This is a genomic window from Plantactinospora sp. CA-294935 (assembly GCF_050936445.1).
GTDB lineage: Bacteria > Actinomycetota > Actinomycetes > Mycobacteriales > Micromonosporaceae > Plantactinospora.
Genome location: NZ_JBNJMU010000001.1, coordinates 3,408,126 through 3,422,347 on the forward strand (window position 1 = coordinate 3,408,126; position 14,222 = coordinate 3,422,347).

At 70.9% G+C, this 14,222-nt stretch carries 15 protein-coding genes and 1 pseudogene; 10 read left to right on the forward strand and 6 right to left on the reverse strand.

Going from position 1 to position 14,222, the window contains the following annotated elements:
• The first annotated feature begins 293 nt into the window (after positions 1–293).
• Positions 294–551, forward strand: a complete 258-nt coding sequence (locus tag ACQEVC_RS15245) for a WhiB family transcriptional regulator (RefSeq protein ID WP_101367926.1) — start codon at positions 294–296, stop codon at positions 549–551.
• A gap of 87 nt (positions 552–638) precedes the next feature.
• Here the strand turns inward: ACQEVC_RS15245 and ACQEVC_RS15250 are convergent, their stop codons facing one another.
• On the reverse strand, positions 639–1,088 hold the full coding sequence (locus ACQEVC_RS15250) for a metallopeptidase family protein (protein ID WP_101367925.1): 450 nt from the start codon (positions 1,086–1,088) through the stop codon (positions 639–641).
• A 182-nt stretch (positions 1,089–1,270) separates the two neighbouring features.
• On the opposite strand from ACQEVC_RS15250, the gene ACQEVC_RS15255 reads away from it, so the two are divergent.
• Positions 1,271–1,639 carry a DUF3499 domain-containing protein gene (locus ACQEVC_RS15255; RefSeq protein ID WP_432877564.1) on the forward strand — a complete coding sequence of 123 codons (369 nt, stop codon included), beginning with the start codon at positions 1,271–1,273 and terminating at the stop codon, positions 1,637–1,639.
• A gap of 15 nt (positions 1,640–1,654) precedes the next feature.
• Here ACQEVC_RS15255 and ACQEVC_RS15260 read toward each other — a convergent pair whose 3' ends face one another.
• Complete coding sequence (locus ACQEVC_RS15260) at positions 1,655–2,302, reverse strand: CatB-related O-acetyltransferase (RefSeq protein WP_432877567.1); 648 nt, start codon at positions 2,300–2,302, stop codon at positions 1,655–1,657.
• 412 nt (positions 2,303–2,714) lie between these two features.
• On the opposite strand from ACQEVC_RS15260, the pseudogene ACQEVC_RS15265 reads away from it, so the two are divergent.
• Positions 2,715–2,908: pseudogene (locus tag ACQEVC_RS15265) on the forward strand (XRE family transcriptional regulator); the annotation flags it as partial.
• 4 nt (positions 2,909–2,912) lie between these two features.
• On the opposite strand, the gene ACQEVC_RS15270 reads toward ACQEVC_RS15265, so the two are convergent.
• Positions 2,913–4,145, reverse strand: coding sequence for a discoidin domain-containing protein (locus ACQEVC_RS15270; RefSeq protein ID WP_432877569.1), 1,233 nt, complete (start codon positions 4,143–4,145; stop codon positions 2,913–2,915).
• A gap of 153 nt (positions 4,146–4,298) precedes the next feature.
• On the opposite strand from ACQEVC_RS15270, the gene ACQEVC_RS15275 reads away from it, so the two are divergent.
• The 5 genes from ACQEVC_RS15275 to ACQEVC_RS15295 are packed head-to-tail and all read left to right on the forward strand — an operon-like array spanning position 4,299 to position 9,361.
• Positions 4,299–5,492 carry an ABC transporter substrate-binding protein gene (locus tag ACQEVC_RS15275; RefSeq protein WP_432877572.1) on the forward strand — a complete coding sequence of 398 codons (1,194 nt, stop codon included), beginning with the start codon at positions 4,299–4,301 and terminating at the stop codon, positions 5,490–5,492.
• Between the two features lie 5 nt (positions 5,493–5,497).
• Positions 5,498–6,655, forward strand: a complete 1,158-nt coding sequence (locus tag ACQEVC_RS15280; protein ID WP_432877575.1) for an ABC transporter ATP-binding protein — start codon at positions 5,498–5,500, stop codon at positions 6,653–6,655.
• Positions 6,652–7,503 (forward strand): ABC transporter permease, encoded by an 852-nt coding sequence (locus ACQEVC_RS15285; protein WP_432877578.1) that lies wholly within the window; start codon positions 6,652–6,654, stop codon positions 7,501–7,503. The genes ACQEVC_RS15280 and ACQEVC_RS15285 overlap by 4 nt, the downstream gene beginning before the upstream one ends.
• A 2-nt stretch (positions 7,504–7,505) precedes the next feature.
• Positions 7,506–8,309, forward strand: coding sequence for an ABC transporter permease (locus ACQEVC_RS15290; RefSeq protein WP_432877580.1), 804 nt, complete (start codon positions 7,506–7,508; stop codon positions 8,307–8,309).
• A gap of 11 nt (positions 8,310–8,320) precedes the next feature.
• Entirely contained in the window at positions 8,321–9,361 is a 1,041-nt protein-coding gene (locus ACQEVC_RS15295; protein WP_432877583.1) for an aldo/keto reductase family protein, read from the forward strand.
• 131 nt (positions 9,362–9,492) lie between these two features.
• Here ACQEVC_RS15295 and ACQEVC_RS15300 read toward each other — a convergent pair whose 3' ends face one another.
• A complete protein-coding gene (locus ACQEVC_RS15300; RefSeq protein ID WP_432877586.1) occupies positions 9,493–10,404 on the reverse strand; it encodes a GNAT family N-acetyltransferase in 912 nt (303 codons plus the stop codon).
• A 151-nt stretch (positions 10,405–10,555) separates the two neighbouring features.
• Between ACQEVC_RS15300 and ACQEVC_RS15305 the strand changes: the two genes are divergently transcribed.
• Positions 10,556–11,239: an epimerase gene (locus tag ACQEVC_RS15305; RefSeq protein WP_432877588.1), complete on the forward strand. Its 684-nt coding sequence runs from the start codon at positions 10,556–10,558 to the stop codon at positions 11,237–11,239.
• 53 nt (positions 11,240–11,292) lie between these two features.
• Here ACQEVC_RS15305 and ACQEVC_RS15310 read toward each other — a convergent pair whose 3' ends face one another.
• Positions 11,293–11,613: an immunity 51 family protein gene (locus tag ACQEVC_RS15310; protein ID WP_432891416.1), complete on the reverse strand. Its 321-nt coding sequence runs from the start codon at positions 11,611–11,613 to the stop codon at positions 11,293–11,295.
• A 243-nt stretch (positions 11,614–11,856) separates the two neighbouring features.
• Between ACQEVC_RS15310 and ACQEVC_RS15315 the strand changes: the two genes are divergently transcribed.
• Positions 11,857–12,618, forward strand: a complete 762-nt coding sequence (locus ACQEVC_RS15315) for an LppU/SCO3897 family protein (RefSeq protein WP_432877591.1) — start codon at positions 11,857–11,859, stop codon at positions 12,616–12,618.
• 147 nt (positions 12,619–12,765) lie between these two features.
• Here the strand turns inward: ACQEVC_RS15315 and ACQEVC_RS15320 are convergent, their stop codons facing one another.
• A complete protein-coding gene (locus ACQEVC_RS15320) occupies positions 12,766–14,181 on the reverse strand; it encodes a PrsW family intramembrane metalloprotease (protein ID WP_432877593.1) in 1,416 nt (471 codons plus the stop codon).
• Between the last annotated feature and the right edge of the window lie 41 nt (positions 14,182–14,222).

Here is a 14,222-nt window from a genome sequence, read left to right on the forward strand (position 1 = left end):
GACGCGCCACGCCGGATATCCGACGCAACTCGCCGTGCGGGCGTTACCCGCACCGGGTCTGAATCGATAGGGCAGGTGTTGCGAGACCCGATGACTCCCAGAGTCGTCCGGGCACGCGGTAGGGGTGACTCCACTTAGCAGGTTCGGCTTGACGACGCACGTATAACACACGTGTAATTTCAGTGGGGTCGTTCGTACGGAGCGCATCAAATCGCTACCGGACGGACAAACACGCCTTCCGCGTGGGGGGTTGCGCCGGCTGCCGCGCCGGTGCGCGATAAGGAGGCAACTGGATGGACGGCCGACTCGAGGTGGCCGACCTGCTCGGAAATGCTCCGGAGTGGCAAGAGCGGGCGCTCTGCTCGCAGACCGATCCGGAGGCGTTCTTTCCCGAGAAGGGCGGCTCGACCCGCGAGGCGAAGCGGATCTGCTCCCGGTGCGAGGTCAAGGCCGAGTGTCTGGAATACGCACTCGGACACGACGAACGGTTCGGGATCTGGGGCGGGTTGTCCGAACGCGAACGGCGCAAGTTGAAGCGTCGCGTCGCCTGAGCGGCCGCGCCCGGGTGGTGGGGGCCGCCCGGGTCAGGCCGACCTCTTCGGGATCGACGTGTGGCCGCCTGTCGGGGGGACGGGGTCTCAGGCCAGTTCGTCGGGATCGACGCCGAGCAGGTTCGCGACCTGCTCGATGATCACGTCGTGCACCAGGTCGGCGAGATCCTCGCGGTCTATCGCCCGGAACTCCAGGGGGCGGCGGTAGAGCACGATCCGGGGCGGCACCTCTTGGCGTCCGGGGCGCCCGGGCAGCAGCCGGGCCAGCGGGACCTCGCCGTCCTCAAGTACGTCCGAGTCGTAGACGTTCAGGTCCGGCGGTACGTCCTCGACCGCGAACTCGACTCCGGCCAGTTCCTTGGCGAACCGCCGCTCCAGCGTCTCCACGGTGTCCAGGACCAGGTCGTCGAAGATCTCCGATTTGGTACGGGCCAGCGGGACGGTCGCCGGAACGAGCCGGCCGCGCAGCCCGCGACCGTGCCGGTCCCGGTGCGACCGGCGCCCGGATCCCGGCCGGCGGTTCTCCGGACTGGTCATTCGCACCCCGCTTCACTAGTCGTGGACGACCGCCCACGACGACAGGGTAGACCTGATCCGACCAAGATCGGCTCGGGGATTCGGCCGTGTCGGCGCGGGCTGCCCGGAATGTGATCACCCCTACCGGCGTGTCGCATGCCCAAGCGTGGTGGCGGAGCCGGTAATGGAGATACCGTGCCGCCGTGAGGTCACCACGGCGTTGCTCCCGCAACGGCTGCCCCCGACAGGCCGTAGCCACGCTGACCTATGTCTACAACGAGTCCACAGCCGTGGTGGGCCCGCTGGCGGCCTTCGCCGAGCCGCACACCTACGACCTCTGCGAGCCGCACGCCCGAAGCCTGACCGCACCCCGGGGCTGGGACGTGGTCCGGCACGAGGGCGAGTTCGAGCCGCCCCCGCCGACCACCGACGACCTGGTGGCGCTCGCCGAGGCGGTCCGCGAGGCAGCCCGCCCGGCCCCGCCCCGGCCGGACGAGATCGAGAACGACCCGCACTCCGGGCCGCAGACCGGACGGCGCGGCCATCTCCGAGTCATCCCGCCCAGTCACTGATCCCCGGCTGCCGGCTCAGCGGTTTCCGGGTGCCACCGCGGCCAGCTCGGCCACGCTGCCGGCCATGATCGTCCGGACGTGTGCGGTGAGGTGCTCCAGCGGCCAGTCCCACCAGGCCAGCGCCAGCAGGCGGGCGACGTCCTCGTCGCCGTACCGGCGGCGGATCAGTCGGGCCGGGTTGCCGCCGACGATGCCGTAGTCGGGTACGTCGTCGACCACCACCGAACCGGAGGCGACGATCGCCCCGCTGCCGATCCGGACCCCGGGCATCACCATCGCCTGGTAGCCGAACCAGACGTCGTGGCCGACCACCGTGTCACCCCGACCGGGCAGGCCGGTGATCAGGTCGAAGTGCTCGGCCCAGGAGCCACCCATGATCGGGAACGGGAAGGTCGACGGGCCGTCCATCCGGTGGTTGGCGCCGTTCATGACGAACCGGGTGCCCTCGCCCAGCGCGCAGAACTTCCCGACGACCAGCCGCTCCGGCCCGTAGTGGTAGAGCACGTTGCGGGTCTCGAACGCGGTCGGGTCGTCCGGGTCGTCGTAGTAGGTGAACTCCCCGACCTCGATCAACGGGGAGGTGACCAGCGGCTTCAGCAGCACTACCCGAGGCTGCCCGGGCACCGGGTGCAGCACGGTCGGGTCGGCGGGAATCCCCGGCATGACGGATCAGCTCCTAGGGCGAGGGCGGGTCGGGCGAGGGCGGGTCGGGTGGCGGCGGAGTCGGGTGGCGGGCCGTCGTCGGCTGCCCGGCTGGCAGGCATCTCTCTCTAGGCGGTGATACCACCGAGTCATCATGATGACTCGGTGGTATCACGCTCGTCCGGCATATATGCCGGCCGGCGGCCCTGGGGAGCCTGGTCGGTGCCGGCCACGTGTGGACACTTCGGGACGTCCTGGTGACCCTTTCGATGCGAGCTACAGATCCCGAATCGCCGAGATGATGCGGTGCGTGTGTGCCGAGTTTGAGCAGTTCAAAGCCTTCTCTGGGCAGTTGGCCGTGTCGGGCGGACATAGATGTGCATCGTCGATATGTTGGCGCGGACGATCCGACCTCTCGAAGGGTGGCCCGGCGATGAACGAGGTGCTCCGGCTGGCGATGGCGACGGCGGGGGAGACCGCCGAGAACAGGTGGGCGTGGACCCGAAGACCGCCGGGCGGTGGCTCTTGCCCGGCCGCGTTCCGCATACCCGGACCCGGGTGGCGGTGGCCGCCATCCTCAAACGAGAACCGGCCGAGCTGTGGCCCGACCCGTACAAGCGTCGGGACATGCCTACGGCCACACCGCGAGTTCGTACAGTTGAGTCACCCCTCTGCCGTTCGCTTGGGACAGCCGGAGGTACCTGGCGTCGATTCCGGGCGGCAGGGTGACCGCCAGGAAACGCGGCTCGCCGGCCTCGGCCCGCCGCGACCAGGTGATTCCGTCGTCACTCGTCTCGATCACGGCCGGGCTCGAAACCGACAAGCGATGCGCGAACACCGCCGCGATCGGACGGCGGACGCCAAGGTCGATCTGGACGAAGGTGTTGGCCCGGCAGGGTTCCGCCGATTCGGTCGCCCGAGGGCTCGGCGAGGCGCCGGAGTCGCTCCTTTCCAGGCACGACCGGAGGCGATAGGGCCGCCCGTACGTGCCGTCGGTCAGGGAGCACGGTACGAGGGGTTCCGGCTCACCGCGGCGGCCGGCGACCGCGCATCCCGCGCCGCGGGACTGAGGCGGTTCGAGGGCTCCGACCAGGCCGACGCGCTGACTGCCGTACTGCGTGGTGAACTCCGTGCCGTCGTCCGTGACCTTGAGGGTGGCGGTGACGTGGAGGTGGCCGCGTAGATCCCCGATCGCCCGTGCGTCCAACGATCCGCCCGGCTTGACGCCGTCGGCGACCCACACCACGTCGTTGCCTTCGGTGCCGGAGGTCGCGGTGACCGTGTACCTCGGGGGTTTCCGGTTCTTCGGACCCGGACGGTCCGACCAGTCGAAGCTGACCCTGCTGGAGTCTGGCCGGACGACCAGGTCCGCCGGCTCCCAGAAGGTGAGGGGGGGAACGGTGATGGCAGTGCGACGGACCTTGAACCGGGCCTGGACGGCCGGCCCGCTGGCGGTCTCGCCCTCGCCCGGAAGCCGGGCGCTGATCGCCATCGTCGATGCGGTGTTGAACGTTCCCCGGGTATCCCGGCCGGTGAGCCGGAACGTGTAGGTGCCGGTACTGTCGGTCGTTGTCTTCCGGGCGTCCTTGCACAGGTCGACGGCCTCGGCGAGGCAGAGGAGTCCAAGACTCGTGACGGTGGCCAGGAGACCGCCGATGACCTCTCCCGCGTCGGGTTCCTTGAGCAACATGACGCTCACCCCGGTCGCGGGTGCGCCGTCGGCCCGGGTCAGCCGCCCGGAGATGGTCACCTCGGCGTCGTCCGGAACGCTGCTGCTGGTGGTGGTGCAACCCGCGACGAGCAGGGCGACCAGGGTGGCAACGGTGAACGACCGGCGGAGACGGGCGGGGCGGCAGGGGTGCATGGCGGGATCGTATATACCAGCGCACACCCGCGTGAGGCGTCGTACGGGCGCATGTCAGGATCTGCGTCTGAATGGATCTCCCGCGACGCCTTCGGCCAGCGGGTCGACCCGTAGGCCCCCGCCCCTCGGCACACGAACCCGGAGGAGCCGCACATGCGTGATCGCCCGCATCCCCTGTCGCCGCGGCTGCCCCGGCGGACGCTGCTGCGCGGCGTGGCCGGCTCGGCGGCGCTGCTGGCGACGACCGGGCTGGCCGGCTGCGGCACCCGAGGGGCCCGGCAGACCGAGGCGAGCTGCGCCAGCGAGGACCTCTCCGGCACCGAGAAGACGCTGGTCTTCTCCAACTGGCCGCAATATCTGGACGTGGCGGAGGACGACGAGTCGAGGCGGCCGACCCTGGAGGCGTTCCAGCGGCGGTCCGGGATCCAGGTCAGCTACACCGAGGACATCAACGACAACAACGAGTACTTCGGCAAGATCCGTAACCAGCTCGCCGCCTGCCAGCCGATCGGCCGGGACATCATCGTGCTCAGCGACTGGATGGCGGCCCGGGTGATCAACCTCGGCTGGGTGCAGCGGCTCGACGCGGGCCGGCTGCCCAACGTGGGCCGCAACCTGCTGACCTCGCTGCGCGGCCGCTCCTACGACCCCGACAACGTGCTCGCCATCCCGTGGCAGTCCGGGCTGGCCGGGCTGGCCTACAACGGCCGGGTCACCGGCGAGGTGCGTACCGTCGACGAGCTGCTCACCCGGCCGGACCTGAAGGGCCGGGTGACCGCGCTGGCCGAGATGCGGGACACCATGGGGCTGCTGTTGGCCGCCGACGGGCACGATCCGGCGAACTTCACCCCGGTGCAGTTCGACGAGGCGCTGGAGAAGCTGCGCCGGGCTGTCCAGAGTGGACAGATCCGCCGGTTCACCGGCAACGACTACGCGGCCGAACTGGCCAGGGGCGACGTCGCCGCCTGCGTCGCCTGGTCCGGCGACGTGATCCAGCTCGCCGCCGAGGACGCCCGGGTACGCTTCGTCGCCCCCGACTCGGGGGTGATGCTCTACTCCGACAACATGCTGGTGCCGAACCGGGCGACCCACCGGGCCAACGCCGAGGCGCTGATGGACTACTACTACGAGCCGGCGGTGGCGGCCCAGCTCGCCGCGTACGTGAACTACATCTGCCCGGTGCAGGGTGCACAGGCCGAGATGGAGAAGATCGACCCGGAACTGGCGACCAATCCGCTGATCTTCCCGGACGCCGCGCTCCAGGCCCGGTCGAAGGTGTTCATGTCCCTGGACGAGACCCGGGAACGCGAGTACGAGTCGAAGTTCCAACAGGTCATCGGAGGTTGACGCCGATGGTGGTCGAGGAGCCGTCCGGGGCGCTGCGGCTGGTCGGTCTCAGCAAGCGGTTCGGCGATGTCACCGCCGTGGACCGGCTGGACCTGACCGTGCCGACCGGCGCGTACTTCGCCCTGCTCGGGCCCTCCGGCTGCGGCAAGACCACCACGCTGCGGATGGTGGCCGGGCTGACCGAGCCGACCGGCGGCCGGATCCTGCTCGGCGACGCGGAGATCACCCGGCTGCGGCCGTACCGGCGGCCGGTGAACACGGTCTTCCAGAGCTACGCGCTCTTTCCGCACCTGGACGTCTTCGGGAATGTCGCGTTCGGACTGCGGCGCCGGCGGGTGCGAGACGTGGCCGGGCAGGTGCGCCGGATGCTGTCGCTGGTGCAGCTCGACGGGTACGAGCGGCACCGGCCGGAGCAGCTCTCCGGCGGGCAGCAGCAGCGGGTGGCCCTGGCCCGGGCCCTGGTCAACCGGCCCCGGGTACTGCTGCTGGACGAGCCGCTCGGCGCGCTCGACCTGGCGCTGCGCCGCCGGATGCAGGGTGAGCTGCGGCGGCTGCGTGCCGAGGTCGACGGCACCTTCGTGCACGTCACGCACGACCAGGAGGAGGCGATGACCCTCGCCGACACGGTGGCGGTGATGAACGCCGGCCGGGTCGAGCAGCTCGGCGCCCCGGCCGAGCTGTACGAGTTCCCGGCCACCGCCTTCGTGGCCACCTTCCTGGGCCGGTCCAACCTGCTCGCCGGCACGGTGACCGGGCGCGGCGGCGACGACCTGCTGATCGAGGCGTACGGGCGGCGCTTCTCGGTGCCGTCGGCCCGGGCCAGGGTCGACTCCGGCGCGGCACTGCTCGGGGTACGGCCGGAGAAGGTGCGGCTGGCCGGCACCCCGGAGCAGGTGCCGGCCGGGCACCAGTGGCTGGACGGGACGGTCGGCGACGTCGGCTACCTCGGGGTCGGCACCGAGTACTCGGTGCGGACCGGTGCCGGGGTCGAGCTGTCGGTCTTCGCCGCCGCCGACGGGGAGGCAGCCCGGATCCCGGTCGGTACCCCGGTGGTCGCGCACTGGAATCCCCGGCACGCCTTCCTGCTCGACGGCGGGGACACCTCGGCCCCCGACGCCGGCACGTCCGACCGGCCGGCGCCGGTGCCGGCGGGGCGGGAGTGAGCCGGCGCGGCCGGGCGGTGCCGTACCTCCTGGTGCTGCCCGGGCTGCTCTGGCTGGTGCTCTTCTTCCTGGTCCCGGCGGTGCAGCTCGCCGCGACCAGCCTCTACGACCCGACCGGCTCGCTGACCTCCGGGTACGCGATGACCTGGTCGTTTCACAACTACCCGGACGCGCTGGCGGCGTACGGCGGGCAGCTCGGCCGCTCCTTCGGGTACGCCGGACTGGCGACCCTGCTGGCGCTGCTGCTCGGCTATCCGCTCGGCTACGTGATCGCGCTGCGTGCCGGCCGCTGGCAGCACCTGCTGCTGGTCTGCGTGGTGGCGCCGATGTTCACCAGCTTCCTGGTCCGGACGCTGGCCTGGAAGACCATCCTCGCCGACGGCGGCGCCGTGGTCGGCCTGCTGCGCGACCTGCATCTGCTCGCCCCGGACGGCCGGCTGCTCGCCACCCCGGTCGCGGTGGTGACCAGCCTGACCTACTGCTACCTGCCGTTCATGGTGCTGCCGCTCTACGCCAGCCTCCAGCGGCTCGACCCCCGGTTGCTGGAGGCGGCCGGCGACCTGTACGCCCGGCCCGCCCAGGTGTTCCGGCGGGTCACCCTGCCGCTGTCGATGCCCGGGGTGGTGGCCGGCACGCTGCTCACCTTTATCCCGGCCACCGGCGACTACATCAGCGCCGAACTGCTCGGCACCCCCAACGAATACATGATCGGCAACGTCATCGACGCGGCCTTCCTGGTCCGGCTGGACTATCCGCAGGGCGCCGCCCTGTCGGTGCTGCTGATGGTGGCGATCCTGGCGTTGGTGGTCGGCTGGCTGCGCCGGGCCGGGCCTGCGGAGGTGGGATAGCGGTGGGGGGCAGGTTCGGGCGGTTCGTCGCCGACCACTGGGTGTTGGCGGTCGCCGCGCTGGTGCTCGGCTATCTGCTGCTGCCGGTCGCGGTGGTGGCCGGGCTGTCGTTCAACCAGCCCTCCAGCCGGCTGTCGTACGACTTCGCCGAGTTCACCCTCGACAACTGGCGGGACCCGTGCGCCGGCCCGGGGATGTGCGCGGCGGTGCTGCGCAGCGTACAGATCGGGTTCGTGGCCACGGCGGTCTCCACCGTGCTCGGCACGCTGATGGCGTTCGCGCTGGTCCGGCACCGGTTCCGCGGGCGGGCCGTGGTCAACCTGCTGGTGCTGGCCCCGGTCGCCACCCCGGAGGTGGTGCTCGGCACCTCGCTGCTCGCCCTGCTGGTCGCCGCCGGCATACCGCAGGGCTTCTGGACCGTGGTGATCGCGCACGTGATGTTCTGCGTCTCGTTCGTGGTGGTCACCGTCCGGGCCCGGCTGTCCGGGATGGACAGCCGGCTGGAGGAGGCGGCGATGGACCTGTACGCCAGCGAGTGGCAGGCGTTCCGCCGGGTCACCCTGCCGCTGGTGCTGCCCGGCATCGTGGCCGCCGCACTGCTCGCCTTCTCGCTCTCCTTCGACGACTTCGTGGTCACCAACTTCAACTCCGGCACCACCGTCACCTTCCCGATGTACGTCTGGGGAGCCAGTCAACGTGGCATCCCGCCCCAGGTCAACGTGGTCGGCACCGCGATGTTCACGGTCGCGCTGCTGGTGCTGGCCGCGAGCCGCCTCGGCCGGCGGAGTACCGGCCGCTCTGGCTAGGCTGGGCCGCCATGGAGCACCGTCACCTCGGCCGCAGCGGCCTGCTGGTCAGCGAAATCACCTACGGGAACTGGCTCACCCACGGCGAGCTGGTGGCGAGGGAGGCGGCGCTGGGCTGCGTACGGGCCGCACTGGACGCCGGGATCACCACCTTCGACACCGCCGACGTCTACGCCCGGGGCGCCGCCGAGGAACTGCTCGGCGAGGCGCTGCGCGGAGTACGCCGGGAGTCGGTGGAGATCGCCACCAAGGTCTGCCTGCCGGTCGGCGACGGCCCCAACGACCGGGGCCTGTCCCGCAAGCACGTGCGGGAGTCCTGCCACGCCTCGCTGCGCCGGCTCGGCACCGACTACGTGGATCTCTACCAGGCGCACCGCTTCGACGACCGGACGCCGCTGCCCGAGACGCTGCTCGCCTTCGAGGAACTGGTCCGGCAGGGCAAGGTGCTCTACGTCGGCGTCTCGGAGTGGACGGCGGCGCAGATCCGGGCCGCGCTGGACGTCGCCGGCCAGCTCGGGCTGCGCAACCGGATCGTCGCCAACCAGCCGCAGTACAACATGCTCTGGCGGGTGATCGAGCCCGAGGTGGTGCCGCTGTGCGAAGCGGAGGGGATCGGCCAGATCGCCTTCCAGCCGCTCGCCCAGGGGGTGCTGACCGGCAAGTACCGGCCCGGCCAGGCGCCGCCGGAGGGTTCCCGGGCGGCCAGCGGCGGCCGGGCGCCGACATTCATCCGGCGGGTACTCGGTGACCGGCTGCTCCAGCAGGTCCAGGAACTGCGCCCGCTCGCCGACGAGGCCGGCCTCTCGATGGCGCAGCTCGCGATCGCCTGGACGCTGCGGCGGCCCGCCGTCAGCACCGCGCTGATCGGGGCGTCCCGGCCGGAGCAGGTCACCGAGAACGCGGCGGCGGCCGGGGTACGCCTCGACGACGCGCTGATGCGCCGGATCGACGAGACGCTGGGCGACCTGGTCGAGACCGACCCGGGCAAGACCGCCCAGATGATGGCGGTCAAACCCGACTGGGCCGCCCCGGCACCGGCGCCCGCCGGATAACCCGCCGCCGGACCGCGGCACCGGATAACCCCGCCGCCGGACAGCGATGCCGGACAGCCTGGTGCCGGACAGCGATGCCGGACAGCCTGGTGCCGGACAGCGATGCCGGACAGCCTGGTGCCGCCCCGACGTCAGCCGACGAGTTCGCGGACCGTCCGGGTCACCGTGCTGAATCCGGTGGCGGCGAGGAAGGCCAGGTAGTCGGCCTGGTCGGCGTCGGCGTAGTCGAGCAGCCGGGTCACCTCGCCCAGCCGGAGCCAGACGGCGGCCTGGCCGAGCAGCCAACCGCCGATTCCCTGCCGCCGGTGCGACTCGGCGACCCACAGCTCCCCGACGTCCGCCCAGCCGCCGAGCCGGGACATCCGGGTCCCGGTGTCCAGGTTGGTGTCCACCTCGACGAAGCCGAGCACGGCCTCGTCCCGTACCGCCGAGATCCGGGTGCCGTTGCCGCCGACGGTCCGGACCGGGGCCAGTCCGGGCAGGGGCGGCGGGCCGGGCCGCAGCAGGTCGGCGACGTCGGCCACCAGCACGACTTCGGTACGCCCCTCGGCGCGGAACCCGGCCCGCCGGTAGATCGCGGCGACGTGCGGCCACTGCTCGGGTACGCCGTACACGCCGGGGGCGGGCAGGGCGCCGTCGGCGTACCGGGGGTTGGCGTTCCAGCGGGCGAACTGGGCGAGGCAGGCGGCGGCGAGCAGGTCACCGGCCTCCGCCGCGTCCGGCCAGTACGGCGCCTCCGGCCAGCAGACCAGCCAGCGGATCTCACCGGCACCCCGGTACCGCTCCGCCACGTCCTCGTCGCGCCGATAGCGCAGCAGCAGTGCCGCCGCCACTATCCGGCCGCGCTGCTCGGCGACCAGGGCCACCCGCTCGGCCACCCACGGGTCGACGACGAACTCGCCGGGCTCCCGTTCGAGTTGGCTGAGCAACCCCTGCACCGACACGGAAATGTTGGGGAGTACGGCACCGATGTGCGCGTTGACCAGGGCGGTGACCTGTTCCCGGTCGGAGCGGGCGAACCGGCGTACCGAAATCGACGACATGCGGACCTCCACGCGTGGACACGACGCGAACTGGGAGAACCCGCCACCGGTGCGGTACGCCGGCCAGGATATCAAGCGCGGCGGGTCGTACCCTCGGTGTGCGGGCGGCGCTCGGCGGCCCGGCGCGGCATTCGGCCCGGAGAGGCACGGCATGAAGGTCATCCTGTTCGGCGCGACCGGCATGGTGGGACAGGGCGTGCTCCGCGAGTGTCTGCGCGACCCCCGGGTCGGCAGCGTGCTCGCGGTCGTCCGCACCCCGACCGGCCAGCGGGACCCGAAGCTGCGTGAGCTGGTCTGGACCGACTTCCTCGACTTCACCGGTGCGGCGGAGGAATTCGCCGGGGCCGACGCCTGCTTCTTCTGCCTCGGGGTCTCCTCGTTCCGGATGAGCGAGGCCGACTACACCCGGGTCACCTACGACGTCACGATGGCCGCCGCCCGGGTACTGGCCGACGCCAGCCCCGGGCTGACCTTCGTCTACGTCTCCGGGCAGGGCGCCGACAGCACCGAGCGGGGCCGCACCATGTGGGCCCGGGTCAAGGGCCGGACCGAGAACGAACTGCTCCGACTGCTGCCGAACGGGTACGCCTTCCGGCCCGGCTTCATCCAGCCGCTGCACGGCATCCGGTCGAAGACCCGGTCGTACCGGGTCCTCTACGCGCTGATCGCGCCGCTCGCGCCGGCACTGCGGCGGGCGTTTCCGCGTGCCGTCACCACCACCGAGCAGATCGGGCTGGCGATGCTCGGCGTCGCCGAACGCGGCTATCCCCGGCGGGTGTTGGAGAACCGGGACCTGACCACCTTCGGCGACCGGCCGGACGGCGCACGGGAGTAGCAGACGCGGGAGTAGCGGGCGCGGGAGTAGCGGGCGCCGACCGACGGGACGGCTCAGTCGAACCAGTCGAGGTCGGCCGCCCGGATCAGCGTGGCCAGCTTCGCCCGGTCGTGGAAGGCGGCCTGGAGCAGCCCGCCCAGCCGCCGCAGGGCCTCCGGGTCGGTGCCGTAGGCGACGAAGGTGCCCGCCTCGGGGTCGTAGCCCAGCCGGTCGGCAAGCTCGGGGGCGTCGCTGCGCACCACCGACCTGGCCACCGCCGTCCAGTCGTAGCCGTTGCCGAGGTGCCCCTCCGCCTGGAAGACGTCGGAAACGTCGACCATCCTGACGTCGCTGAGCAGCTGTTGCCTCGACGCCGCTGTCCATGTCCTTACCAGATCGTGATCGGGCCACCCATTCGACCGGAGCGATCCCGGTCACTATTCGGCGCGCCGGTGGTCCACATCGAACTTCCCGGGCTGACCCTGATCAGGGTCCCGCGTACGTCGGTGCCGGCCGCCACCGGTCGCCGCGACCCGCAGGTAGTGGGGACCTGGCTGATGACCCGACTGGCCGATGAAGCCTGGATGCCGCACCCGACGCCGATGACAGTGACCGGCGATCTTTGACACAATCGCCGAATGACACTGCCACCCCGGCCGGCTGCGCCTGAGCCTTCTGATGAGGTTCCGCAGGACGCTGAGGTCGAGGCACCACCGACACCGAAGCGCAAAACCGCAATCATCGTCGGCGTGATCGCCTCGGTGCTGATGCTGTGCCTCTGCGGAGGATGCCTGGTCGTGGTGGGCGCCGTGACAATCTCCAGTCGCGCGGGTACTCCCGAGGCGCGCACTTTCCCCTACTCGGCCGCGCCAATAGAGGCGTCACCATCGAGGACAACCACTCGCCCCACGCCGACCCCGGATCCCACCCGCGAAGCGTTCGAGGGCATCTCGGCCGGCGACTGTCTGGACGCATACATGGATCCGTACGACGCCAGCGAGTGGAGCGAGGACGTGCCGAACGCCGTCGACTGCGACCGCACGGACGCCTACCTGCGGGTGACCAGCGTGGAGGACAGCGCCAGTGACTGCAACTCCGACGCCCTGGACGCGGAAACGTGGTGGAAATACTCCGCCGGAGGGGATGCGATCTACCTTTGCTTGGAGCGTCAACTCCGCGTAGGCGAATGCTTCCTGGCCGAGGTAAGCGAAGAGGATGCGAAACGCGTCGCCATCAGCCGCCACGGCCTGATGACCTCGTGGCAATGCGGCAAGGGCACCGTCCCCAGGGATTTCGACTACATACTCCAGGTCACCGCGCTCACCAACGGCGACTGCCCAAGAAACTCCCGTTCCTGGGACAACTTCCGCGGTGGCAAGCTGTGCGCCCGGATCGTCTGAGGAACCTCGGCGCCGAAACGGCGTCGTCCGTTCTCGCCCTCGGTAGGGCATTGCGGGAATGGCGTCCATAGTCGACGAGCAGGAACCCGATCCCCGCTGATGGCTGGGATGTGATGCTCGCCGGCTGCGACGCCGGGCGGTGCGGGATCAGGGCGTACCCGACTTGAGTCGGTGGATCTGTTGCCGCAGCGTCTCTTCGACCGACGGGGGCTGTAGGTCGCCTCGCTCGCGGCGCCATCGGGCGAACGCCAGGTCCAGCTGTGCGGCGTGTAGGCGTCTCATCCGCGTGTACGCCGCAGGGCTTGTCCACAGTAGGGCATCCAGCCGCATCCGGAACCGACGCGGGGCGTCCACCAGCACGGAGACTTCGGCCGAAGTGATGGTGCCCAGCGGGTTGGCCGCTTCGGCCAGCAGTTGCCGGTGCAGCGACCGGGTTTCTTGGCGTAGCGCCATGATGACGAGGAAGAGCAGGACGGCGAAGGCCGGGCCCTTGAGGACGATCAGATTCACCGGCTGCACGACGAACAGTTGGAGCGTCGGATGGTCCGACTCCCAGTAGAAGTGGCCCATCGCGCAGATGTCCCAGACCAGGTGGACGGCGACGGCGAAGGCGAAGCCGCTAGCGACGCAGATGGCCCGCCGTCGCCAGCCGGTGAGCTGCGTGGCCAGTCCCACGCCGGCGCCGATGATCCCCGTGTACGTGGCGTGGCTGACCAGCAGCCCGGTGACCTGCCGGTACCAGTGCTGGTAGAGGACGGTGTCGAAGCCCTGTGCCATGTAGAGCACCGACTCGGCGAACTGGAATCCGAGGCCGACGCAGGCGCCGACGACGATACCGCCGAGCATGCCGTCGATCCGCCGCCAGGCGAGCAGCACGATCGCGGCGACGCCGGCGCCCTTGACGAGTTCCTCCGGGATTGCGGCGGCTGCCGAGTGGCCGATGATCGTCGCGGGGCCGGGCAGCACCTCCGCCGTGATAGCGATGTGCAGCATGACCTCGACCATCTGGGTGAAGTACGAGGCAACGAAGAGTCCCCAGGCGAAGGCGACGAGGACCAGCCACCACGGTGGCTTTCGGTTGCGCTGCAAGCGACGGAACGTCCACAGTCCAAAGAAGGTCGTGGGAATGCTCAGCAACGCGCCCCGCCAGGCGATCCCGATCTCCAGGACAACGGTGAGGACCATGAGGATCGCGGGCACGCCGAACACCACCCCGCTGCCGAGCACGCACGCCAGGAAGCGGGTACGCCGGGAGCTGCTTGACGCGAAGACGATGGCGACGGCGACCGCGACGCCGCCCGCGGCGAGCAGGGCGATGCCGATCACCACGAGGTTGATCGCGCCGAGGGTTCGGAGCGAGTTGTCGTCGTCCCGGACGACGGCGATGAGTGCTGCGGCGGCGATGAGCGCCAGCAGGCCCCCGCCGATCGCGACGGCGGCTCCGAGGCGGTCGAGCCGGTACGCCGTCGGATCCTGCGGCGTCGACGGCGGCGCGGGCGGTGTGGGTTGGGCGGGCGCGTGCGGTGCGGACAGCAGCGAGGTGGCGGTCGGCCGCGCGTGCACCGAGGGTGAAGGTGGCGCGTCCCCATGGGCCGGCGCGGGGG